The organism is Streptomyces sp. NPDC002838 (genome assembly GCF_040295365.1).
In the GTDB taxonomy this organism is placed as follows: Bacteria; Actinomycetota; Actinomycetes; order Streptomycetales; family Streptomycetaceae; genus Streptomyces.
Map to the genome: position 1 here is coordinate 1 of NZ_JBEOVF010000098.1, position 21,583 is coordinate 21,583.

A 21,583-nucleotide genomic window follows, 5' to 3' on the forward strand; every position below is an offset into this window, starting at 1 on the left:
ACCCCCGGCCCCTGAACCTTCGGGGCTCCGTACCCCCGGCCCCTGAACCTTCGGGGCTCCGTACCCCCGGCCCCTGAACCTTCGGGGCTCCGTACCCCCGGCCCCTGAACCTTCGGGGCTCCGTACTCCCGGCTCTGAACCTCCGGGGCTCCGTACTCCCGGCTCTGAACCTCCGGGGCTCCGTACTCCCGGCTCTGAACCTCCGGGGCTCCGCATCCAAGGCCCTGAACCTCCGGGGCTCCGCATCCAAGGCCCTGAACCTCCGGGGCTCCGCACCCCGGCCCCCGAACCTCCGGGGCTCCGCACCCCGGCCCCCGAACCTCCGGGGCTCCCCACCCCGGCCCCCGAACCTCCGGGGCCCGCACCCGAGCCCCGAACCCCAGGCCTCGACCCCAGAGCCCTCATCCCAGACAGTGCGCCAGCGGTTCCCCGCGCACCCACCGCCCAACCTCCTCCGCGGCGATCCGCGCCGCCTTCTCCGCCACCGCGCGGCTCGCCCCGCCGAGGTGCGGGGTGAGCACCACCCGCTCGTGGAGAGCCAGCAGCCGTGAGTCCGCCGGCAGCGGCTCCCGCTCGAACGTGTCCAGCGCCGCCGCCGACACCTGCCCGCTCTCCAACGCGTCGCACAGCGCCTCCTCGTCCAGCAGCGGGCCGCGCGCCACGTTCACCACCACCGCGCCGGACGGCAGCAGCGCCAGCTCACGGGCGCCGATCAGGCCGCGGGTCTCCTCGGTGAGGCGGGCGTGCAGGGTGATCACGCGGGAGCGGGTGAGCAAGGTGTCGAGCGAGGACACGCGCAGGCCGTGGATCTCGCCGCGCACATAGGGGTCGTACACCATCACCTGCGCGCCGAAGGCGCACAGCACGCGGGCGACCCGGCTGCCGACGGCTCCGTAGCCGATCAGCCCGACGGGCAGGTCCTCCAGCTCCAGGCCGCTGTGCTCGTACGTGTAGTAGGCGGCGCCCTCCCAACTGCCCCGCCGGGCCAGCAGGTCGTGGGCCTGGGGGATGCGGCGCAGGGCCGCCAGCAGCAGGCCGACGGTGAACTCGGCGGTGGCGGCGGCGTTGCGGCCGGGCGCGAAGCACACCCGGACGTCGTGCGCCTTCGCCGCGTCGAGGTTGACGTTGACCGGGCCGCCCCGGCAGACGACGACCAGCCGCAGGTCCGGACAGGCGGCCAGCACGCGTTCGGTGACCGGGCCCATCTGGGTGACCAGGACCCGCGCACCGGCCAGCGCCTCGATCAGCTGGTCCTCGGCGTCGCTGGCCTCCTCGACCTCGGCCACCGGGCCGAAGGGTTCCAGGGGCCAGCCGAGGGTCAATTCGCGTACGTCCACGGGCTGTTCGCCCACCTCATGGGTGACCTCCCGGGTGATCAGTCCCGGCAGGACGAAGTGGTCGCCGGCGGCCACCACACGTACAGGTTCGGTCATCGCAGGGAGTCTCCCGTCACGTAGCTCCAGCGCGGTCATCGGCGCCCACCGTCGGGCACACCTCATAACGGACCTTGTGCTCGTCCAGGTCACGCAGGGCGTCCGCCGACGCCCCGTCGTCGACCAGGACCAGGTCGAAGCGGGACAGCGGGACGACCCGGTGCAGGGCGACCCGGGCGAGCTTCGTGTGGTCGATCAGCAGGATGTCGCGGGCGGCCGAGTCGAGCATCGCCCGCTTCACGGACACGATGTGCTGCTCCTGGTGGTAGGCGTAACCCCCGTGCACCGCCGACGTCGAGGCGAAGCAGACGTCCACCCGCAGCGACTGCACGGCCTCCACGCAGGACACCCCGAGGAAGGAGGAGTGCAGCGGGTCGTAGTCGCCGCCGAGGGCCATCAGGTGGATGCCCCGCTGATCGGAGAGCAGGTTGATCGCCTCCAGGAAGTTGGTGACGACCGTGAGCGGGGTGATCTCGCCGAGCCGGAGCCTGCGCGCTATCTCCAGGGCGGACGTGGAGTCGTCGAGCATGACCGCCATGCCGGGCTCGATGTGCTTCAGCGCGCGGTCGGCGACGGCGGCCTTCTCCGCCCGCATCGTCTTCAGCCGGTACTGCACGTTCGACTCGAACACCCCGGACGGCTGCGCGGTCACCCCGCCCCTGAACTTCCGTACGACGCCCTGCCGCTCCAGCTCGTCGAGGTCCCGGTGGATGGTCATCAGGCTCACCCCGAAGCGCTCGGCGAGCTCGGCCGCGGTCGCCGAACCGTCGGCCAGCACCTGCTCGGCCATGGCGGCCTGCCGGGCGGCCGGTCCCTGCTGTGCGCTGTTGCTGCTGTTCATCCGGTGCACTTTCCGCGGCCGGTCCGGTGGGGGTCAACACGTCGAGTCGACTCGTCAACAGAGAGTGGAACGGCGGAACTTGCGCGTCAATCCCTCGCGCAAGCGAAAATCTCGCGTCAATATCGAGAGAGAGTGAGAAGTTCACAGACCGGGTCGCGATGTGCTGGAGATTGCAGGGAGGTCCGGATGGCGGACGAGGGCGACGGCGGTGTGGCGTGGCTGGGGATCGACCTGGGCACGCAGGGCGTCCGGGTGCTGGTGGTCACCGGGGACGGCACGGTCCTCGGCGGCGGCTCGGCCCCGCTGACCGGGCGCCGCGAGGGGGTGCGGCACGAGCAGGATCCGGGGGAGTGGTGGGAGGCGGTGTGTACGGCGTCCCGGTCGGCGCTCGCCCGGCTGCCCGGCGTACGGATCGGCGGGCTCGCGGTGTGCGGGACGTCCGGGACGGTGCTGCTGACGGACGGCTCGGGGCGTCCGGTGAGCCCGGCGCTGATGTACGACGACGGGCGCGCGGCTCAGGAGGCGGCACGGGTCCGGGCGGCGGGGCTGTCGGTGCAGGACACGTGGGCGTTGCCGAAGGCGTTGTGGCTGGTCGAGACCTACGTGCAGGGGCCGGCCCACGTGCGGGGGCGGATCGCCCACCAGCCCGACCTGATCGTCTCCCGCCTCATCGGCGAGGTCCCGCCCGCCGACTCCAGTCACGCCCTCAAGACCGGCTACGACCTGGAGGACAAGGCGTGGCCGTACGCCGTGTCGGCCGAACTCGGGCTCCCCGACGGCCTGTTGCCCGACGTCGTACCGCCCGGCACCCGTCTCGGCGAGGTCTGTCCGACCGCCGCCGAGGCCACCGGAATCCCCGCCGGCACGCCCGTGATCGCCGGGATGACCGACGGCTGCGCGGCCCAGATCGCCTCGGGAGCCCTGCGGCACGGCTCCTGGAACTCCGTTCTCGGCACCACCCTCGTCCTCAAGGGCGCCTCCTCGACCCCCGTCCGTGATCCCACCGGTGTGCTCTACAACCACCGGACGCCGGACGGCACGTGGCTGCCCGGCGGAGCCTCCAGCGTCGGCGCGGGCGTGCTCGCGGCGGCCTTCTCGGGAGCGGACCCGGAGGTCATGGACCGAAGGGCGGCCGCGTTCGAGCCGTCCGGTGTGGTCGCCTACCCGCTGGTGTCACCGGGGGAGCGGTTCCCGTTCCTGGTGCCGGACGCCACCGCCCTGCTCCTGGGCGAGCCCGCCGGCGAGGCCGACCTGTGGGCCGGGCTGCTCCAGGGCGTCGCCTACACGGAACGGCTGTGCCTGGACTACCTCCACCACCTGGGCGCCCCGCTCGACGGCCCGCTCACCTTCACCGGCGGCGCCGCCCGCAGCGCGTACTGGAACCAGCTCCGCGCCGACATCCTCGGCCGCCCGGCCCGCGTACCGCACCAGACCGAACCGGCCCTGGGCATGGCCGTGCTGGCGGCGTACGGGACGGAGACGCCCCGCCACCTCCACCTCGCGGACGTCGCCGAACGCATGGTCCGCACCCGTACCGTTCTCGAACCCCGCCCCGGCCGCACGGCCGCCTTCGCCGAGCCGTACGCCCGCCTCGTCGACGAACTGACGACGCGCGGCTGGCTCCCGGCCCCGGTCGCCGCGCATGCACGCACCCGCCTGGACAGGGACAACGCGAGTCCATGAGCACGGCCCCGGACACGTCCCCGGACCTGGATACTGCGGATTTATGAGTACGACCCTCCTCCTGGCCCGGCACGGACAGACGATCTGGCACGCCGAGAACCGTTACGCCGGCATCAGCGACGTGCCCCTCACCGACACCGGCCGCGCCCAGGCCGAGGCTCTCGGCCGCTGGGCCGCCGCCCACCCCGTCGACGCGGTGTGGACCTCGCCGCTCTCCCGCGCCGTCGCCACCGCCGACCCCGCCTGCCGCGCCCTCGACCTCACCCCGCACCGCGAACCCGACCTGCGGGAATGCGACTTCGGGGTGGTGGAGGGCCGTACCCTCGCCGAGTTCGCGGCCGAGGACCCGACGGCGGCGGACGCCTTCCGCGCGGACCCGGTCGCCCATCCCTTCCCCGGCGCCGAGGACCCCACGGCCGCCGCCGCACGCGGATCCGCCGCCCTGCGCCGCATCGCCGCCGCCCACCACGGCGAACGCGTCCTCGTGGTCGCCCACAACACCCTGCTCCGCCTGGTGCTGTGCACCCTGCTGTCGATCCCGCCGGCCGGGTACCGCAGGGTGTTCCCGCGGTTGCGCAACGCGGCGATCAGCGAACTGCGCATGAACACCGACGGTTCCACCGCGCTTCTCTCACTCAATGTGCCGTGCGAGCCGGACCTGCCGTAGCACCATGGGGCGCATGACGGAGATCGACACTTCGGTACCGCACTCGGCCCGCATCTGGAACTACTGGCTGGGCGGCAAGGACAACTACCCCGCGGACGAGCTGGCCGGCGACGGCTACACCGCCGTCTTCCCCGGCATTTCCACCATCGCCCGCAGCAGCCGCGCCTTCCTGCGCCGCAGCACCCGGTACCTGGTGCGGGAGGCCGGAGTCCGCCAGTTCCTGGACGTCGGCAGCGGCCTGCCCACCGTCGACAACACCCACGAGGTCGCCCAGGGCATCGCCCCCGAGTCGAAGATCGTCTACGTCGACAACGACCCGCTGGTCCTGGCCCATGCCCGCACCCTGCTCACGTCCACCCCCGAGGGCGCGACGGCGTACGAGGACATCAGCCTCTTCGAGCCCGAGCGCATCCTCGAGGCCGCCGCCAGGACCCTCGACCCGGCCCGCCCCACCGCCCTGATCCTCAGTGGCATCCTCGGCCACGTCGCCGACCACGACCAGGCCCGCGACCTCGTCCGCCGCCTCCTGAAGGGCCTCCCCTCCGGCAGCTACCTCTCCGTCAACGACGGCTCCCGCGGCACCGACCCGGACTACGAACAGGCCCAGGACACCTACAACGAGAGCGGCGCGGTTCCCTACTTCCTGCGCCCGGTCGACCAGATCGCGGCCTACTTCGAGGGCCTGGAGCTGGTGGACCCGGGAGTGGTGTCGGTACCCCTGTGGCGCCCCGACGGCCCCGACCCCGACCCGATCGGCCAGCACGGGGGCCTGGGCCGCAAGCCCTGACCGGCCGGCCCCGGACCGCACCCGCGCGCCACCCTCGCGGGTGCGGGGCGTTTGTGATCACGTGCGCCGGAAGGGGAAATTCTGCCTGTTCTGCACGCGTCATGAAGGACATGGCGTGGGACGAGTGGCAGCAGTTGAAGAACGGCGCTGCCGAGCGGAGGTCCCCACAGACACAGATCAACAGCGCCCCCGGTGCCGGAGGCGCTTCGGGCGACCCCGATCTGGTCGTCCACCAGGACGACCTTGGCGCGGTCGGCCGCATCGGCCGCAACACGGAAGCGGCCCCGCGAGTCACGTCCTCGCGGGGCCGCTCCTTTACTCCGCCTGCCGTCGTGAAGGGTGAGAAGACGATCACGAGGCAGGACGTTCTGCGGAGGCGTCAGGGAGCCAGCAGCAGTACGTCCGCACGGGACTTCGCGGCCTCGTAACGCCGGGCCACGTCCTGCCAGTTGACGACCTGCCACATCGCCTCGATGAAGTCCACCTTCTGGTTCCTGTACTGCAGGTAGAAGGCGTGCTCCCAGGCGTCGAAGACCAGGATCGGCGTCGCGCCCTGGCCGACGTTGCCCTGGTGGTCGTAGACCTGCTCGACGATCAGCCGCCCGCTCAGCGGCTCGTACGCCAGCACACCCCAGCCCGACCCCTGCGTGGTCGCCGAGGCCTTGGACAGCTGCGCCTTGAAGTTCGCGAAGGACCCGAAGGACTCGGCGATCGCGTCCGCGAGCTCGCCCACCCCGTCCGCCTCCAGCGGCTCACCGCCGCCGTCACCGGTCATGTTCCGCCAGTAGATGCTGTGCAGGATGTGCCCGGACAGATGGAACGCGAGGTTCTTCTCCAGCCCGTTGATCGAACCCCACAGCTCCTTGTCCCGCGCCTCCGCGAGCTGCTCCAGCGTGTCGTTGGCGCCCTTCACATAGGCCGCGTGGTGCTTGTCGTGGTGCAGCTCGATGATCTCGGGGCTGATCACGGGGGCGAGCGCGGAGTAGTCGTAGGGCAGTTCAGGCAGCGTGTAGACGGGCATGGCGGGTTCCCCTCCGAACCTCTTATTGCAAAGATCTTGCAAGTGCAGGCTAGCAACAACAAGAGGGCTGCGGACAACAAGGAGGCCCCCACGTGTGTCACGTGGGGGCCCTTCCTTGGCTGCCGCGGCGGCTCAGGCCTTGGCGCGTGCCTTCTGCCAGGCGTACCCGACGACCGTCAGGACCAGCGTCATCCCACCCGTCGAGTACAACTGCACCCGCGTATCCGGCTCCCGCGCCATCAGCACGAAGATCGCCGCCATCCCCGCCAGCGCCACCCACGTCAGCACCGGGAACGCCCACATCCGCACGACCAGCTTCTCCGGCGCCTCGCGCTCCAGGCGGCCGCGCAGGCGCAGTTGGGAGACGGCGATGAAGAGCCAGACGACCAGGATGACCGCGCCGATCATGTTGAGCAGCCAGGGGAAGACGTCGTCCGGCCGCCAGTAGCTGAGGACCACGCACACGAAGCCGAAGACCGAGGAGGCGAGGACGGCGATCCGCGGAACCCCGGCCGACACCCTGCCCAGCGCTTTCGGGCCCTGGCCGCGCTCGACCAGCGAGTAGGCGATGCGTGAGGAGCCGTAGATGTTGGCGTTCATCGCGGAGAGCAGGGCGACCAGGACGACGACGTTCATGAGCTGGCCGGCGCCCGGGATGCCGAGTTCGTCGAGGGCGGCGACGTACGGGCCCTTCTCGACGACCGCCGGGGAGTCCCACGGGACCAGGGTGACGATGACCGCCATCGAGCCGATGTAGAACAGCGCGATACGCCACATGGCCGTACGGACCGCGCTCGCCACACCGCGCACCGGGTCCTGCGACTCGGCCGCCGCGATGGTGACCGTCTCCAGGCCGCCGTAGGCGAAGACGGAGGCGAGCAGGCCGATGACCAGTCCCTCGCTGCCGTTCGGGAGGAAGCCTCCTTCGCCCGTGAGGTTCGAGGTCCCCGGGGCGTCCGTGCCGGGCAGGACGCCCGCGATGGCCAGCACGCCCAGCACCAGGAACAGCGTGATCGCGCCGACCTTCAGGGCCGCGAACCAGAACTCGAACTCGCCGAAGTTCTTCACGGCGGCCAGGTTCGCCCCGCAGAAGACCACCATGAACAGGGCCACCCAGGCCCATTCCGGTGTGCCCGGCAACCAGCCGGTGACGATCTTCGCCGCGCCGATGCCCTCCAGGCCCACGGCCGTGCAGAGCAGGATCCAGAAGGACCAGCCGGCGGTGAAGCCGGCCCAGGGGCCGATCGCCCGCTCGGCGTGCGCCGAGAAGGAGCCGGAGGACGGGTACGCCGCCGACATCTCGCCCAGCATCCGCATCACCAGCATCACGAGGAGGCCGGAGAGGGCGTAGGCGACGACGATCGACGGTCCGGCGGCGGCGATCCCCGCGCCGGATCCGACGAACAGGCCGGCGCCGATGACCCCGCCGAGGGCGATCATCGACAGGTGGCGCTGTTTGAGGCCGTGGGAGAGGGAGGCGCCGCCGTCCTGTCGTTCTTGTGACGGCGTCTCGGTGGGGGTGCTGGGCATGGCGCGACTCGTCCGGTACGTGAGATGGGCAAAAACGCCGCCAGTCTGGGCGGACGGGGTGGTCGGCGGGCGGGACCGCTCAGCATGCGGACGCCTCCGGCACGCAACGTGAGGCCTCCACCACTTTGGTCGGTCCCGACAGTCGGCGTTCACGGCGGGCGCGTGAGCGAAACGTCCCTGCCTCAGTGACCGTTATCACGCCGTACCCGGTGTAACCGCCATCCTTTGTGTGGAGCCCACCATGCCCGCGCTCCTCCCTTTGTCGATCGCTGACGGTGAGCGGCCGACACGCGCTGGGATAGCGTCGCCGTGTCCCAACCTGCCCACACTCTCCGCGGAGTCCTCATGAGCACCGCTGCCGTCGCCCCCGCCCGCCCCGGGCAGGTCCTCGCCGACCTGCTTCCCGCCTCCCGTGTCCGGGACGTCGCGCTCGTGGTCGGCGGTGCCGCGCTCACCGGCCTCGCCGCCCAGCTCGCGGTGCCCGTGCCGGGCTCCCCGGTGCCGGTGACCGGCCAGACCTTCGCCGCGCTGCTCGTCGGCACCACCCTCGGCGCCGGCCGCGGTTTCCTCTCCCTCGCCTTGTACGCGCTGGCCGGCATGGCGGGCATGCCGTGGTTCGCGGGCGGGGCCTCCGGTGCGGCGATGCCGTCCTTCGGCTACATCCTCGGCATGCTGCTCGCGTCCGTCGTCGTGGGCGCCCTGGCCCGCCGCGGCGCCGACCGCTCGATGCCGCGGATGGCGGGCACGATGCTGCTGGGCGAGGCGATCATCTACGCCATCGGCGTCCCGTACCTGGCCCTCGCCACCGGCATGTCCGCCTCCGCCGCGATCGCGGCCGGCCTCACCCCGTTCCTGATCGGCGACGCGCTGAAGGCGGCCCTGGCGATGGGCGTGCTGCCCACGGCCTGGAAGCTCGTCAAGCGCTGACGCCGTAGTTCCTGCGGAAGAGGTTCGCCGGGTCGTACCGCGACTTCAGACCGGCGAGCCTCTTGCGCGTTTCGGCGTCGTACAGACCCTCGGTCCGGTCGCCCGCCCCGAACGCGAAGTTGAGCGCGCGGCCGATGGTGACGGGCTCGAGCAGCGCGAAGGCCGGATCCAGCAGCGCGCGGGCTTCCTCCCGGCCGCCCACCGTCAACAGGCCCAGCAGAAACCGTCCTTCGCGATACGGCACCGAGTTCGGCGCATGCTGCGCCAGCGCCCCGCCCAGATGCCTGATCTGCAGGACGCACAGGGCGCCGGAATCCGGTCCGGTACGGGCAATGACCTCGGTGGCCTTCGGGACGTCCAGCTCTTCGAGCACAGCACTCTCACCGTAGTAGGCGTGCGGGACGTCCGGGTCGCTGTGGACCGTGTGGCTCTCGGCGTACGGCATCAGGCGCAGCGAGTCGGTGAGCACCGGCCCGAGGCCGCGCAGCGGGGCGACGAGCCGGTCGCCATCGGGGCCCGTGTGCGCGACGTGCACGGAGATCTCGTACCGGCCGCGCAGATGCGGGGGCAGCTCCGGGACGTCCGGGTAGCAGACGGCGCCGAAGGACGAGGTCAGCGTGTCGGGCACGGTCCGCGTCCACGCCTCGTACGCCCGCAGCACGGCCGCCGGGTCGACCTCGCGTCCGTCGAAGGAGAGCGAGCCGCCGTAGAGCGTGCGCACGGGGACGAGGCCGATCTCCAGCTCGGTCACGATGCCGAGGCCGTGCCCGCCGCCGAGCAGCGCCCAGTACAGGTCGGGCTCCGACTCCCGGGTCACGTGCCGCAGCCGCCCGTCCGCCGTGACGATGTCGAGTCGGCGCACATGGTCCGCCGCGTACCCGAACTCCCGGGCGAGGAGGCCGAGTCCGCCACCCAGCGTGTACGACACGGCGCCGACGCCGGGCGCTGAGCCGTTGAGGGGCGCGAGCCCGTACGGCTCGGCGGCGGCCACGACCTGGCTCCAGCGCACGCCCGCCTGGACGCGGACGGTGCGGGCCCGCGGATCGACGTGCACGACGTCCATGCGTTTCGTGGTGATGAGCAAGCCGCCCTCCGACGGGCCGGGCAGGCCGTGCCCGGTGGCCTGGACGCCGATCGGCAGGTTCCGGTGGGCCGCGTAGCGCACGGCGGCGATCACGTCCTCGGTGGAGCGGGCGGCGACGATCATGGCGGGCCGCTGGGCGAACCCGGTCTGGAAGCCGGCGAGTTCGTCGTCGTAGCCGGCGTCGTCGGGGTGGAGTACGTGCAGGTCTTTGGTGCTGTCTGTGGTCTCGGTCAGGTAGCTCATGCGGCTGATGGTGGAGGCATAACCTGACAGGTGCCGTCAGGTTATGCCTCCGGGCTCCGGTTTGTCCGGTGACGTGGTGGCGTCAGCTCGCCCGCTGCCGTGCCGGCCGCCGCTGCGACCACCACAGCCCGGCCAGGCCGGCGGCCATCAGGGCCGCGCCCGCCGCGCCCAGCGGCAGGACGTCACGCTCGATACCGGTCTTGGGCAGTTCGTCGCCGCCCGGCGCCACCGGCTTGTTGTCGGTGCCGAGCAGCAACGGGGTGGCGGGAGCGTTCGGGGACGGGTTCGTCGTACCGAACGGAACCGGACCCTGCTGCCAGAACGTCTTCTTGCCGTCGCTGGTCTGCACCGGCAGACAGATCTTTCCGGTCTTGCTCAGGTCGAACGTCGCGTCGACGGCGTACGACTTCGACTGGCCGGCCGCGAGATTGTCGATGGGGCAGCTGAAACCGCTGTTCGAACCCTCCGGCAGATTCTTTTCGTCAATCGGAGAGCAGCCTTGAACGTTCTTGACCGTGAGGCCGTCGAAACCGACGACCAATAGCTGGATCTTGCCGCTGTCCTTGGTCCCTTCGTTCTTCGCCGTGGCGGTGATTTCCGTTTCCCGCGAACTGTTGTCCACCGAGATCTCTTCGGGCAGCAGCGTGGTCAGCTTCACCCCGGCCGGTGCCTCGTCAACGGCCTTTCCCCCCTTGCTGCTTCCAGGTCCCTGGTCCTCCGCTGCGGCGGTGGCGGAAAGCACCATGACCGCCGAGAAAGATGCCGTGACCAGCGAACCCGCGATGGTCGTCATACGACGAGAACTCATGTTCGTCCCCCTTGGCTGCGCCTGAATTCGCAGTACTTGAAGAGGTACCACAAGATTTCTCCGCACTATGCTGGTACGGCGCGAAGTGTGACCATTGTGTTTCAGTCGGGAAGGTCCGGAAGGCATCGAGGGGGTGCAGCGGATTGCCGGGGAATGCGAGCGGTGGTGGAGTTCCAGGGGTGTTGGTGGCGGGGCGCTATCGATTGGTCGAAAGTATCGGTCAGGGGGGAATGGGGCGGGTGTGGCGAGCCGCCGACGAAATACTCGACCGGCAGGTCGCGGTCAAGGAGATGCGCATAGACGGCCTCGACGCCGAGGACACCCGCACGCGCCGCGAACGCACCCTGCGCGAGGCGAGGGCCACGGCCCGGATCGACCACCCCAACGTCGTGCGCGTGTACGACGTCGTGGACGAGGGCGAACGCCTGTGGATCGTCATGGAGTTGGTCGTCGGCCGCTCGCTGGAACGGATCCTGACGGAGCAGGGCCCGCTGGGTCCGCGCGAGGCGGCACTGCTCGGACTCGGTCTGGTGGAGGCGTTGCGGCAGGTGCATGCCCGGGGCGTCCTGCACCGGGACATCAAACCCGGGAACGTCCTGGTGGAGGGCTGGGAGAGCGGCGGACGACGGATCGTCCTCACCGACTTCGGCATCGCCGCGATCCAGGACGCCAAGGCCCTCACCATGGTCGGGATGCTGGTCGGTTCACCCGACTACATGGCGCCCGAACGCGTCTCCGGCCGCCCCCAGGGCTCGCCGTCCGACGTTTGGTCCCTCGGCGCGACGCTGTGCGCGGCGTTGGGCGGCCGCTCACCGTTCTCCCGCGAGACCACGCTGGCGACCCTGCACGCGGTGCTCTACGAAGAGCCGGAACTCCCCGCCACGGCGGGCCCGTTGCGGGACATCCTGGCCGCGCTGCTGGAGAAGGACCCGTCGGCGCGGCCGGGCTTGGAGGAGCTGGAGACCTTGCTGCGGTCGCTTGCGTATCCGATGCCTACGCCGACGGTGCCTGTGGTGCCGGTGGCGCCGGTGGAGGGGGCTGTGGAGGGGGCCCCGCAGGGAGGGTCTTCAGAGGGTGAGCGCTCGGAGGGGCCCCCTTCGGAGGGCGGGCCTGAGGGGGAGACGGCTGAGCGGTGGGGTGAGAGGGGTGGGCCGGAACCAGCGGGTGACGCCGAGCCGGAGAGGCCGGAGACGGTGGTGGAGCCGGTGGTGCTTGAGGCGCCGATGCCGGGGACAGCGGAAACGCCTGCGGTGTCGGGGGCGTCGGCGGCACCGGGGATGCCGTTGGCGCCGTGGACTCCGGCGGGGTTGGGGGCGCCTGAGGTACCGGACGCCGACGACCCGAGGCCTTCCCTCCCCGTGGCACCGCACGAGTCACCTGGCTCACCCGCCCCGGGCTCCCGTGAGACCCGGTTCCTGGGGAGGGCGCGCGACGCCGGGCAGCCTGCGCTGATGGCAGGGGCGGAGCCCGGCGCCGAGCGGGAGCCCGAGCCTGCGGCGGGGGCTGAGGTCGAGTTCGGGGCTGGGGTCGAGTTCGGGGCTGAGCGCGGGTCTGGGGTCAAGCCCGGATCTGAGCCTGAGTCCGTGCCCGGGTGCGAGCCCGAACCTGAGGCCGAGCCCATCCGTGACGCGATACCGCACGTCCCTGCGGCGGGGGCTGAGGTCGAGTCCGGGGCTGGGGTCGAGTCCGGGGCTGAGCGCGGGTCTGGGGTCAAGCCCGGAGCTGAGCCTGAGTCCGTGCCCGGGTGCGAGTCCGAGCCTGAGGCCGAGCCCGAACCTGAGGCCGAGCCCGAACCTGAGGCTGAGCCCATCCGTGACGCGATACCGCACGCCCCTGCGGCGGGGGCTGAGGTCGAGTTCGGGGCTGGGGTCGAGTTCGGGGCTGAGCGCGGGTCTGGGGTCAAGCCCGGACCTGAGCCTGAGTCCGAGCCCGGGTGCGAGCCCGAACCTGAGGCCGAGCCCGAACCTGAGGCCGAGCCCATCCGTGACGCGATACCGCACGCCCCTGCGGACGGCATAACTACGCTCCCCGATCACTCCGCGCAGCCCGTGTCTTCCGCGCCACCGCCCCTCACCCCGTCCGCACCCCTGATCGCCCCAACTCCCAACGCCTCCACGGAGGCAGCTTCCGAGAGGCGCTCGGAGACGCGTTCCGAGACCCCGTCCGGCAACTCCGTGGGAGCCGCACCTGGAAGGGCCGTATCCCGTGGGCCAGGCGCCGGGGTCTCGCTCGCCCGTGCGGAGGCGGAGACCGAAAGCCGCCCGGCGCCGGCACCCGACCCCGGCCCCGCCGCCAGCCCCCTCCCCATGCCGCCAGGCGAATTGCCCGGCCCCGCCCTCCCAGCCGTCACCCCCCACCGCACCCGACGCCGAACCGGCCTCATCGCCGCCGCAGGCGTGGTCACCGTCGGTGCCGTCGTCGCGATCGTGCTCGCGGCGACCTCCGGATCGCCGGACGACATCAGGGCGGGATCCTCCCCCTCGTCCTCCGCGTCGTCGCAGCCCTCGTCCGGCACCCCGAGCGACAGCCCGTCGCCCACGGTCGAGGGCACGTCCAGGCCGCAGAGCCTGCCGCCGGGCGCGCACCGCGAGGCCGGCGGGTTCGCGTGGGCGACGCCCGACGGCTGGCGGCGGGACGTGAAGACGGGCGCCGAGGTGCACTACACGTCCCCCGACGGCAAACAGGAGCTGGCGGCCAAGTCCTCCCTCGCCCGCGGCGACTTGATGGAGACCTGGCGGACCTCGGAACAGAACGCCCACCAGGGCCAGGACTACCGGAAGATCCGCCTGGACGAGACGACGTTCCGCGGCCACCCCGCGGTCGTCTGGGAGTACACCTTCACGTTGCAGGGCGTCCCTTGGCACGCCCGGCTCCTCGGTTTCAACGAGAACGGCAAGTCGTACCAGATCAACACCTGGTACCAGCCGGACATCGAAGCGCAGGCCCTCAAGACGTACGACAAGGTCAAGGACAGCTTCACGGTGCTGTGAGGGCAGGCCGGAGACGACAGAGAGACGCGCAGATCAGCCGACCGAGACCTCGTCCCTGCTCTGGGCCTCTCCCTGGACCTCACCCCGGGCCGCGCCCCGAACCTTGTCCTTGACGAAGGCGATGGCCAGCACCACCGCGGCGACGAGCAGCGACAGCAGCACCGTGTCCCGCCCGTCGTGCTCGGTGTCCGTGAGCATGTAGCCGAGCACGAACACGATCAGCGCGGCCGTCGCCCAGGTCAGGTACGGGTACAGCCACATCCTCACGACCAGCTTCTCCGGCGCCTCGGCCTGGATGATCTTCCGCATGCGCAGCTGCGAGAAGCAGATCACCAGCCAGACGAACAGGGCGACCGCACCACTTGAGTTGACCAGGAAGAGGAAGACGGAGTCGGGGAACTTGTAGTTGAAGAAGACGGCGACGAACCCGAACACCACGGAGGCGATGATCGCCGCGAGCGGCACACCCCGGCTGGTGGTCCGCGCGAAGGCCTTCGGCGCGTCACCGCGCTCGCCGAGCGAGAACGCCATCCGGGAGGCCGTGTACAGACCGGAGTTGAGGCAGGACAGCACGGACGTCAGCACGATGAAGTTCATGATCTGACCGGCGTGCGCGATACCGAGGGAGTCGAGGGCGGCGACGTACGAACCGTCGTCCTGGATGGACGTGGCGTCCCACGGCAGCAGGGTCACGACCACGAAGATCGATCCCAGATAGAACACGGCGATACGCCAGATGATGCTGTTGGTGGACTTGGTGACCGCCCGCTGCGGGTTCTCGGACTCACCGGCCGCCAGGGTCGCGATCTCGCTCCCCATGAAGGAGAAGACGACGAGCAGCACACCGGTGAGGATGGCGCCGGGCCCGTTGGGCAGGAAGCCGCCGTGGTCGGTGAGGTTGGCCAGGCCCGCCTGATCGCTGTCGACGCCGGGCAGCACCCCGAACACGGCGAGACCGCCCACGACGATGAACGTACCGATCGCCACGACCTTGATCCCGGCGAACCAGAACTCGAACTCGCCGTAGGACCCGACGGAGACAAGGTTCGTGGCGGTCAGCACCACCATCACGATCAGCGCCCACCCCCACTGGGGAACGGCGGGTATCCACCCCTCCAGGATCTTCGCCCCGGCGGTCGCCTCGACGGCCAGTACGACCACCCAGAAGAACCAGTACAGCCAGCCGATGGAGAACCCGGCCCACGACCCGAGCGCCCGGTCGGCGTGCGCGGAGAACGAACCGGACGTCGGGTTGGCGGCGGACATCTCACCGAGCATCCGCATCACCAGCACCACGAGCGTGCCGACGAGGGCGTACGACAGGAGGATGCCGGGTCCGGCGGTGGCGATACCGGAGCTGGACCCCACGAACAGTCCGGCCCCGATGACACCGCCGATGGCGATCATCGAAAGATGACGGTTCTTGAGTCCTGCCTGGAGGCCGCCGCCGGGTTCGCCGGCGGGCTGGGGGCCGTGACCGGCCTTGGGGAGGGTCGGCTGCGAGGTCATGGGACGGAATTCCTTTGCGCCGGTTGAACTGTCCCCGTACGAGCGGTGTACGTGGGCGTACGAATCGGTCCAGTGAATCGGAGGCAAAGAAATTCGTGAACCTTTGATTGAAGATTTTTACTTGAGCTTTTCCTGAGGTTCTGTAGTGTTGCTCACAGTTTTCTTGGTCAGCCCCCGAGGCTGCCGCCCCGAAACAGCCGTGTCACACTCATCCCATGCGCGTGTATCTCGGCTCCGACCATGCGGGCTTCGAACTCAAGAACCACCTCGTCGACTGGCTCAAGGCGGCGGGTCATGACCCGGTCGACTGCGGCCCCCACATCTATGACGCCCAGGACGACTACCCCCCGTTCTGCCTCCGCGCGGCCGAGAAGACGGCCGCGGACTCCGACGCCCTCGGCATCGTGATCGGCGGCTCCGGCAACGGCGAGCAGATCGCGGCGAACAAGGTGAAGGGCGTCCGCGCCGCGCTGGCCTGGAGCGAGGAGACGGCGTCGCTGGGCCGCCAGCACAACAACGCCAACGTCGTCGCGGTGGGCGCGCGCATGCACACGCAGGAGGAGGCGACGAAGTTCGTCGAGACCTTCCTCAACACCCCGTTCTCGGGTGACGAACGCCATATCCGCCGCATCGACATGCTGGCCGCCTACGAAACGACGGGCGACCTGCCGCCGATCCCGGCCCACCACCCCCAGCAGCAGCAGTAGCCGCCGCCGGGGAGCCCACCACCTCTGGGGGCCGCGCCCCCAGCCCCGCATCGAGGAGCAAGTACGGGGACCTGAGCATCCCTGAGGTGGAGGGGTGGAGCCCTGCGATGGGTGCGGGGGACGCAGTCCCCGCCGGGGTCTGGGGCGGAGCCCCAGGGGACGGGCACCTCCCGGCCGACCGAGTCGGGTGGGTGGGCAAAAGGCGAACGGCGACGAAAGGAACCGCACCGTGCCGGAAGGGCACACCATTCACCGGCTGGCCAAGGACTACGCCGCCGCCTTCAAAGGCACCGCACCGCAGGTGACCAGCCCCCAGGGCAAGTTCACCGACGCCGCCGCCCTCCTCACCGGCACGGAACTCACCCACACCGAAGCCCACGGCAAGCACCTCTTCCTCGGCTTCCGCGACAGCGACTGGGTCCACATCCACCTCGGCCTCTTCGGCAAGGTCACCTTCGGAGCCGCCCTCGCGCCTCCGCCCACGGACACCGTCCGTCTCCGCCTCGCGAACAGCACGTCGTACGTCGACCTCCGCGGCCCCACCACCTGCGCCCTGATCACGCCCCCGGAGAAGCGCGCGATACACGACCGCCTCGGCCCCGACCCCCTACGTGAGGACGCCGACCCGCAAGCCGCGTACAACAGAATCTCCCGCAGCCGTACGACGATCGCCGCCCTGCTCATGGACCAGAAGGTCGTCGCAGGCGTCGGCAACGTCTACCGCGCCGAGGTCCTCTTCCGGCACCGCATCGACCCCTACCGCGCCGGCAAGGACATCACCCCCACCGAGTGGGACGCGATCTGGACCGACCTCGTCGAGCTCATGCACGAGGGCGTCAAGAACAACCGCATCGACACCGTCCGCCCGGAACACACCCCGGAGGCGATGGCCCGCCCGCCCCGCGTCGACGACCACGGCGGCGAGGTCTACGTCTACCGCAGGGCCAACCTGCCCTGCCACATCTGTGGCGGCGAGGTCCGCACCGCCGATCTCGCCGCCCGCAACCTCTTCTGGTGCCCGACCTGCCAGAAAGACTGACGTCGCCCCAGAACCCGTGCGGTCACAACCCGTGCGGCTGGAACCCCGTCCGGCCAGAACCCCGTCCGGCTAGAACCCGTGCGGCTGGAACCCCGTGCGGCTGGAACCCCGTGCGGCTGGAACCCCGTGCGGCTGGAACCCCATCCGGTTAGAACTCCGTCCGGCTGGAACCCCGTCCGGTTAGAACTCCGTCCGGCTGGAACCCCGTCCGGCTAGAACCCGTGCGGCAGCCACGGCGACACCACCGACCCGAACCCCACCGCGGCCTCCGCCAACGCCCCCTGCCGAATCTCCCGCACCCGCCCGGCCGCACCCAGCGAGGCCAGGCTCACGCCACCGAGATACGCCTCCCCCAACTCCCGTACGGACAAGGCGAGATCAGCCGCATCCGTCGTACGAGCGCATGACGCCCCCTTCGCGTCCCCCGTCAGCCGCCAACGCCCCGCGTTCCATGGGCAGAAGTCGTCCTCGACCTCGAACACCACATCCACCGGCGCCTGATACGTCCGCGCCTGCAGCGCGGCCCCGACGTCCACCAGCCGGACGTACAGCGAATCCCGCACCCGCAGCCCGCACCGCCGTATGTCGGACACCATGGACATCCACGGCTCGTCCATCGGCCGCCCCCACGCCTTCAGCGTCGACGTCAGGTCGATCTCGAACAGGAACCGCCACAGCGCGGTATGCGCCGCCGCGTCGAGCGCCTCGGTGTCCTGCAGAAGCACCTCGCCCTTGGGCCCGGTGGTGTCCCACTCCGGTTTGACCCGGAAGCGCGCGTACCCCACGACTTCACCACCGCGCTCGGCGACCACGCACTGCAACGGCGAAGCCCCGTCCCGCCCGCTCTCCGGATCGAGCAACCCCAGCCGCTCCCACCCGGGCAACCGCGCCAGCATCCCCGGCCGGCCGGGCACCTTGCGCGCGTACACGGCCTCGCACGCGTCGAGGACTTCGGCCGGCGCGGCGTACCGCAGCCGTACGTCATCGGTGCCGGGCGGCACGGACAGCCGTACGCGAGTCGTGTCGACCTCGACGTTGACGTGGTGCGTGGCGGCGCCGTACCCGAACCGGCCGTAGATCGCGGGCTCGGAGGCCGTCAGGACCGCCAGCGGCCAGCCCCATTCCCGTACGTCGTCCAACTGCCGCCGCATCATGGAGCGCAGCACCCCGCGCCGCCGATGCGTGGCGGCCACGCTGACCATGGTCACGCCCGCGGCCGGCACCGAGGCCCCGCCCGGCACGGTCAGCCGGAAGCTGAACGCCCCCGCCGTCCCCACGCAGACGTCCCCGTCCCACGCGCCGATCGAACGGTCCACCTCCGTGAGCGCGTTCCACAGCTCCCGCTCCCCCAACAACTCCGGAACCCCACCGAAGGCGCGGATCAGATTGTCGTACCACTCGTCCCAGTCGTCCGCCCGCAGTACTCGCAAGTCAGTGCCCATGTCAGTCCCCATGGCCCATGCCTATCAGGGCATTGCGGGACGGGCGAGGGAATTTCGACGTGATGGCGGCACGGTGGCTTCCTGTGAAGTTCACTGTGAAGTTGAACCTCGGACGGGGGACAAGTGGGACCTCCCGTGCCAAGCAGCTGGTCCGATGGATAGGGTCCCGAATTGATGGCAGTAGGACGAGAGCGGCGCGCGGAAGCCGAGACGTTCACGGCCCGGTTGAAGATGCAGTGGCACCGGGCCCGCGTCGGCATGCGCCGAAGCGCCGTCGACTACTTCCGGGGGGACGGCTCGGACTGGGTCGCGCTCGCCGGCCTGCTCCTGACCGTGCCGGTGATCGCGGCCACCACCCTGGCGAACTCGGTGTGGTGCTCGCCGGCCGCGCTGGTCCTGCCGATCGTCGCGGGCGGCCTGCTGCTGCGCCCCGCGAGCCTGCTGGGCCTGTACGCGGCGGCGGCGACGGCGTTGATCGTGGAGTCGGTGCAGCTGGGGCCGTACACGGAGGGCCCGTCCCGCGTCACCCCGGGCGTCGTGCTCGTGGTCGCTGCCTGCGGCTTCTTCGGCCTGCTGATCGCCCAGTTCCGCAGCCGGGTCGGTGTCCCCTGGCGGCGTGGCGGCACGATGCTCTTCGACCTGCGCGAACGCATCCGCGTGCAGAGCAAGCTGCCGCAACTGCCGCGGGGCTGGCACCGGGAGATGGCGCTGCGCCCGGCGGGCGGCCAGTCGTTCTCGGGCGACTTCGTGGTCGCGGCCCGGACGAACGGCGGCCGCACAATGGAGGTCGTCCTCACGGACGTGTCCGGCAAAGGTATGGACGCGGGCTCGCGCGCACTGCTGCTGTCGGGCGCCTTCGGCGGCCTGCTCGGCTCGCTGCCCCCGCACGCGTTCCTGCCCGCGGCCAACGGCTATCTACTGCGCCAGGACTGGGACGAGGGCTTCGCGACCTCGATCCACCTGGTCCTGGACCTGGACTCGGGCGACTACGAGCTGTACTCCGCCGGGCACCCGCCGGGGCTCCAGCTCAGCGCGGGCAGCGGCCGTTGGGAGGAGAAGGCGGCGGAAGGCCCGCTCCTCGGCGTGTACGACGGCGCGCAGTTCGACCCGGTGAAGGGCTCACTCCGCCCCGGGGACGTGTTGATGCTGTTCACAGACGGTCTGGTGGAAACGTCCGAGCGGGACATCGTCGAGGGCATAGACCGCCTCACCGGCGAGGCCGACCGCTACGTCGCCGGCGGCTTCCACGGGGCCGCCTGGCACCTGATCGAGGCGGTGGCGAAGGACGTCAACGACGACCGGGCGCTGCTGCTGATCTGCCGGGAGGGACCGACGGCGGCGATGTCCGCCCGCTGACACATTCGCATCGTTTGTCCACTTACGCTCCCATGGTTTGGTCATGGCTTTGTGCGACCTCTGTAACTACCCGTGGTTCTCGATTGCATGAGCAATCGTGAGATTGGTAGAGATGTAATGCACACGATGTGATGGTGGGGACCCAACGGGGAGGCGTGCATGAAGTTCGACATGGGTGCGCAGACGCTGTCCACGCTGCAGCGTGATTCGCGGGGGGCGAGTGATGACCTCGGCACGCTGATCCGGCAGTTGGTGCAGGCGGCGCAGCCGCTGGAGGGCAAGTTCAACGGTTCGGGCCGCGTGATGTTCGACCAGTTCAAGGCGCGGGCGGACCAGATCGCGAGCGACCTCAACGGGTCGCTGGCGGCGATCCTCGGCGGTCAGTCGGGCATGGAGTCCGCGTTCAGCTCGGGTGACCAGGAGCAGGGCGACAACGCGCGGCAGCAGATGGGCGCCGCCAACTTCGACGCGGCTCGCTTCGGCGGGCGCTGAGCTTCCTTCTGCGGAGCCTCCTTCTTGGAGCTCCCTCTGTGCTGACTTTCTTTCAACTCTCGGGGAGTGGTGTGTGATGGCGGGTGCGGGAGCGGACCGTCGCTCGTACGACACGGGTGCGTCGGCGGACGCCCAGTCCAACATCCAGGTGGTGATCGGTCGTCTGGAAGAGGTGATCGGTAACCGTGACCGTCAGGTCAAGGCGGCGATGGCCGACTTCACGGCGGATGGTGTGGCGGATGAGTACCACGGCAAGGAACAGCGGTGGAACAACGCCTCGCAGGAAGTGAAGAACATCATCGGGCTGCTGAAGTCGACGCTGGAGAAGAACGACGGTACGGCGCAGTCGACGATCCAGCGGGCGAAGGCCGCGGTCGACAACATCGGCTGAGTGTCGTGTAGGGCAGGGCATACGGCCGTGGGGTTCTCTATAAGAGGGCCCCAGGTCTGTCTGTAGGGCTGTAGGACTGTGGGAATTCGGGGATTCGGGGGCTGTCGTGCCGGGCTGGGATTTGAATCCGCAGGGTATTTCGCATGTTCTGAAGACGACGGGTGAGACGGCGTCGAACATGGAGAAGTACGCGAAGGCGTTCGGGAAGCACTTGACGTCGGCGGCGACGAGCGCGGGCACGGTTTCCGCCGAGGGCGGCGGCGGTGGCGGCGAGGGTGGCGAGAAGGCCGCGGGTGGTCTGGTGGCCCTTGCCTTGTCGCAGTATGCGGAGCGGGCTTCGAAGGATCTGCAGTTCGTGGCGGCTCGGGCGGGTAAGTCGTTGCAGGGTGCGGCGGATGCCACGACGGCCTACCTCAATGGCGATCAGGAGATGGCGGCGGAGGCGCAGCGCAATACGCTGAGCGCGCCGAAGCTTGATATGCCGGGGAAGGGCAAGGCGTGATCCAGCCGGAGCAGATTCCGCAGTTCACCGGGAACTTGCCGCAGCTGGAGGTTGATTACGCGGATCTGAAGAAGGACGCCGGTCATGTCCGTAAGACCGGCGAGGATGTGCATTCGCAGTTCCAGGGGTTG

General features: G+C 70.3%; 19 protein-coding genes. 11 read left to right on the forward strand and 8 right to left on the reverse strand.

The window, feature by feature from the left end:
• Nucleotides 1–401 precede the first annotated feature (401 nt).
• Together ABT063_RS50080 and ABT063_RS50085 are read right to left on the reverse strand one after the other, a co-directional pair.
• On the reverse strand, nt 402–1,433 hold the full coding sequence (locus tag ABT063_RS50080) for a 2-hydroxyacid dehydrogenase (RefSeq protein ID WP_351068648.1): 1,032 nt from the start codon (nt 1,431–1,433) through the stop codon (nt 402–404).
• A gap of 16 nt (nt 1,434–1,449) precedes the next feature.
• Complete coding sequence (locus tag ABT063_RS50085; RefSeq protein WP_351068650.1) at nt 1,450–2,274, reverse strand: DeoR/GlpR family DNA-binding transcription regulator; 825 nt, start codon at nt 2,272–2,274, stop codon at nt 1,450–1,452.
• A 186-nt stretch (nt 2,275–2,460) separates the two neighbouring features.
• Between ABT063_RS50085 and ABT063_RS50090 the strand changes: the two genes are divergently transcribed.
• Genes ABT063_RS50090 through ABT063_RS50100 form a run of 3 tightly spaced genes read left to right on the forward strand, consistent with a single transcriptional unit; the run spans nt 2,461 to nt 5,411 of the window.
• Complete coding sequence (locus ABT063_RS50090) at nt 2,461–3,957, forward strand: FGGY-family carbohydrate kinase (protein ID WP_351068653.1); 1,497 nt, start codon at nt 2,461–2,463, stop codon at nt 3,955–3,957.
• A 43-nt stretch (nt 3,958–4,000) separates the two neighbouring features.
• Nucleotides 4,001–4,624 (forward strand): histidine phosphatase family protein, encoded by a 624-nt coding sequence (locus tag ABT063_RS50095; RefSeq protein WP_351068656.1) that lies wholly within the window; start codon nt 4,001–4,003, stop codon nt 4,622–4,624.
• A 13-nt stretch (nt 4,625–4,637) separates the two neighbouring features.
• Nucleotides 4,638–5,411, forward strand: coding sequence for an SAM-dependent methyltransferase (locus ABT063_RS50100; protein WP_351068658.1), 774 nt, complete (start codon nt 4,638–4,640; stop codon nt 5,409–5,411).
• Between the two features lie 379 nt (nt 5,412–5,790).
• On the opposite strand, the gene ABT063_RS50105 is transcribed toward ABT063_RS50100, so the two are convergent.
• Together ABT063_RS50105 and ABT063_RS50110 are read right to left on the reverse strand one after the other, a co-directional pair.
• On the reverse strand, nt 5,791–6,432 hold the full coding sequence (locus ABT063_RS50105; RefSeq protein WP_351068660.1) for a superoxide dismutase: 642 nt from the start codon (nt 6,430–6,432) through the stop codon (nt 5,791–5,793).
• Between the two features lie 132 nt (nt 6,433–6,564).
• Nucleotides 6,565–7,962 carry an amino acid permease gene (locus ABT063_RS50110; RefSeq protein WP_351068663.1) on the reverse strand — a complete coding sequence of 466 codons (1,398 nt, stop codon included), beginning with the start codon at nt 7,960–7,962 and terminating at the stop codon, nt 6,565–6,567.
• 345 nt (nt 7,963–8,307) lie between these two features.
• Here ABT063_RS50110 and ABT063_RS50115 point away from each other — a divergent pair, with 345 nt between their 5' ends.
• Nucleotides 8,308–8,889, forward strand: a complete 582-nt coding sequence (locus tag ABT063_RS50115) for a biotin transporter BioY (RefSeq protein ID WP_351068665.1) — start codon at nt 8,308–8,310, stop codon at nt 8,887–8,889.
• Here ABT063_RS50115 and ABT063_RS50120 read toward each other — a convergent pair.
• Both ABT063_RS50120 and ABT063_RS50125 read right to left on the reverse strand, forming a co-directional pair.
• Complete coding sequence (locus tag ABT063_RS50120; RefSeq protein ID WP_351068666.1) at nt 8,879–10,216, reverse strand: FAD-binding oxidoreductase; 1,338 nt, start codon at nt 10,214–10,216, stop codon at nt 8,879–8,881. The genes ABT063_RS50115 and ABT063_RS50120 overlap by 11 nt on opposite strands.
• A gap of 82 nt (nt 10,217–10,298) precedes the next feature.
• Entirely contained in the window at nt 10,299–11,024 is a 726-nt protein-coding gene (locus tag ABT063_RS50125) for an LPXTG cell wall anchor domain-containing protein (RefSeq protein WP_351068668.1), read from the reverse strand.
• Between the two features lie 185 nt (nt 11,025–11,209).
• Between ABT063_RS50125 and ABT063_RS50130 the strand changes: the two genes are divergently transcribed.
• Nucleotides 11,210–14,014, forward strand: a complete 2,805-nt coding sequence (locus ABT063_RS50130) for a serine/threonine-protein kinase (RefSeq protein ID WP_502991043.1) — start codon at nt 11,210–11,212, stop codon at nt 14,012–14,014.
• Nucleotides 14,015–14,047: 33 nt separating this feature from the next.
• On the opposite strand, the gene ABT063_RS50135 is transcribed toward ABT063_RS50130, so the two are convergent.
• On the reverse strand, nt 14,048–15,523 hold the full coding sequence (locus tag ABT063_RS50135) for an amino acid permease (RefSeq protein WP_351068671.1): 1,476 nt from the start codon (nt 15,521–15,523) through the stop codon (nt 14,048–14,050).
• A gap of 215 nt (nt 15,524–15,738) precedes the next feature.
• On the opposite strand from ABT063_RS50135, the gene ABT063_RS50140 reads away from it, so the two are divergent.
• Together ABT063_RS50140 and ABT063_RS50145 are read left to right on the forward strand one after the other, a co-directional pair.
• Nucleotides 15,739–16,230, forward strand: a complete 492-nt coding sequence (locus tag ABT063_RS50140) for a ribose-5-phosphate isomerase (RefSeq protein WP_351068673.1) — start codon at nt 15,739–15,741, stop codon at nt 16,228–16,230.
• A gap of 229 nt (nt 16,231–16,459) precedes the next feature.
• Nucleotides 16,460–17,269, forward strand: a complete 810-nt coding sequence (locus ABT063_RS50145; RefSeq protein WP_351068676.1) for an Fpg/Nei family DNA glycosylase — start codon at nt 16,460–16,462, stop codon at nt 17,267–17,269.
• Between the two features lie 212 nt (nt 17,270–17,481).
• Here ABT063_RS50145 and ABT063_RS50150 read toward each other — a convergent pair whose 3' ends face one another.
• Nucleotides 17,482–18,711: a GNAT family N-acetyltransferase gene (locus tag ABT063_RS50150; protein WP_351068679.1), complete on the reverse strand. Its 1,230-nt coding sequence runs from the start codon at nt 18,709–18,711 to the stop codon at nt 17,482–17,484.
• A 174-nt stretch (nt 18,712–18,885) separates the two neighbouring features.
• Here ABT063_RS50150 and ABT063_RS50155 point away from each other — a divergent pair, with 174 nt between their 5' ends.
• From ABT063_RS50155 to ABT063_RS50170, 4 genes are all read left to right on the forward strand, one after another.
• Complete coding sequence (locus ABT063_RS50155) at nt 18,886–20,067, forward strand: SpoIIE family protein phosphatase (RefSeq protein ID WP_351068681.1); 1,182 nt, start codon at nt 18,886–18,888, stop codon at nt 20,065–20,067.
• 159 nt (nt 20,068–20,226) lie between these two features.
• Nucleotides 20,227–20,559 carry a hypothetical protein gene (locus ABT063_RS50160; protein ID WP_351068683.1) on the forward strand — a complete coding sequence of 111 codons (333 nt, stop codon included), beginning with the start codon at nt 20,227–20,229 and terminating at the stop codon, nt 20,557–20,559.
• A gap of 76 nt (nt 20,560–20,635) precedes the next feature.
• Nucleotides 20,636–20,950, forward strand: a complete 315-nt coding sequence (locus ABT063_RS50165; RefSeq protein WP_351068685.1) for a pore-forming ESAT-6 family protein — start codon at nt 20,636–20,638, stop codon at nt 20,948–20,950.
• A gap of 106 nt (nt 20,951–21,056) precedes the next feature.
• Nucleotides 21,057–21,452, forward strand: a complete 396-nt coding sequence (locus tag ABT063_RS50170; protein ID WP_351068688.1) for a DUF6507 family protein — start codon at nt 21,057–21,059, stop codon at nt 21,450–21,452.
• Nucleotides 21,453–21,583 lie beyond the last annotated feature (131 nt).